The following is a 1,679-nucleotide window of genomic DNA, read 5'->3' on the forward strand; positions in this document are numbered from 1 at the left end:
TGGTGTCGATCGGCAGACCGCCGGGCAGGGCGGCGTCGAGATCGAGCGTGAGATCGGTGTCTGAGCTGCCGCTCGGCGTGGTGCCGAGGCCGTCGGTGATGCCGCCGAGGGTATCGGTCAGGCCGCCGAGAGTCTCACCGATTGTGCCGGTGGCACCACCGATTGCACCGGTCACGTCGCCGAGAGTGCCGCCGAGATTGACGCCTGACAGGTCGAGGTTCACGTCGATCGGAAGATCGATATCACCGACCACCGCCTCGACCGGGTCGAGATTGACGCCGAGACCAGCCGTGATGGTGTCGATCGGCAGACCGCCGGGCAGTGCGGCGTCGAGGTGGATGGAGAGATCGGTGTCCGGCGAGGTGGTGCCGCCGGACGACGGATCGCCGGTCAGCAGGTTGCCGAGATCCCCGAGGGCGCCGGTTGCGCTACCGAGCGCCCCGGTGACGCCGCCGAGGTCGCCGGTCGCACCACCGATTGCACCGGTAACGTCGCCGAGAGTGCCGCCGAGATTGACGCCTGACAGGTCGAGGTTCGCATCGATCGGCAGATCGATATCACCGACCACGGCCTCGACCGGGTCGAGGTTGACGTTGAGGTCGGCGGTGATGGTGTCGATCGGCAGACCGCCGGGCAGGGCGGCGTCGAGATCGAGCGTGAGATCGGTGTCTGAGCTGCCGCTCGGCGTGGTGCCGAGGCCGTCGGTGATGCCGCCGAGGGTATCGGTCAGGCCGCCAATGGTATCGCCGATTGTGCCGGTCGTACCACCGATTGCACCGGTGACGTCGCCGAGATTGATGCCGGACAGGTCGAGATTCACGTCGATCGGAAGATCGATATCACCGACCACCGCCTCGACCGGGTCGAGGTTGACGTTCAGGTCGGCGGTGATGGTGTCGATCGGCAGACCGCCGGGAAGGGCGGCGTCGAGATCGAGCGTGAGATCGGTGTCTGAGCCGCCGCTCGGCGTGGTGCCGAGGCCGTCGGCGATGCCGCCGAGGGTGTCGGTCAGGCCGCCCAGAGTCTCACCGATTGTGCCGGTCGCACCACCGATTGCACCGGTCACGTCGCCGAGAGTGCCGCCGAGATTGACGCCTGACAGGTCGAGATTCACGTCGATCGGAAGATCGATATCACCGACCACGGCCTCGACCGGGTCGAGGTTGACGTTCAGGTCGGCGGTGATTGTGTCGATCGGCAGACCGCCGGGAAGGACCGCATCGAGGTTGAGCGTGAGGTCGGAGTCTGAGCCGCCGCTCGGTGTGGTGCCGAGGCCGTCGGTGATGCCGCCAATCGTATCGACGATGCCACCGATGGTATCTCCGATTGTGCCCGTGACGCCGCCGAGATCGACGCCCGACAGGTCGAGGTCAGCATCGATCGGCAAGTCGATGTCGCCGACGATGGCCTCGATCGGATCGAGATTGACGTCGAGATCGGCCGTGATGGTATCGATCGGCAGACCGCCGGGCAGGGCTGCATCGAGATCGAGCGTGAGATCGGTGTCGCCACTCCCGGGCGTCCCAGTCGAGCCGCCTCCACCGGGCGGGTTAGTCGTCTGGTGGCCGCCTCCGCCGATGGTGGTGATGATGTCGCCGATGGTACCGATCACCCCGCCGCCTCCACCGGGTGGGGTGCCGTCGGGCGGGTTAGTCGTCTGGTTGCCGCCTCCGCCGATG

Annotated in this window: 1 protein-coding gene; it reads right to left on the minus strand. The window is 66.9% G+C overall.

Translation table 11 applies throughout. The features are described from left to right. A partial coding sequence (locus DY468_RS24485) for a beta strand repeat-containing protein (RefSeq protein ID WP_205512688.1) occupies positions 1-1,612 on the minus strand: 1,612 nt, incomplete at its 3' end. Between the last annotated feature and the right edge of the window lie 67 nt (positions 1,613-1,679).

The sequence above is a fragment of the Rhodopseudomonas sp. BR0M22 genome (assembly GCF_010907035.1).
Taxonomy (GTDB): Bacteria; Pseudomonadota; Alphaproteobacteria; order Rhizobiales; family Xanthobacteraceae; genus Rhodopseudomonas.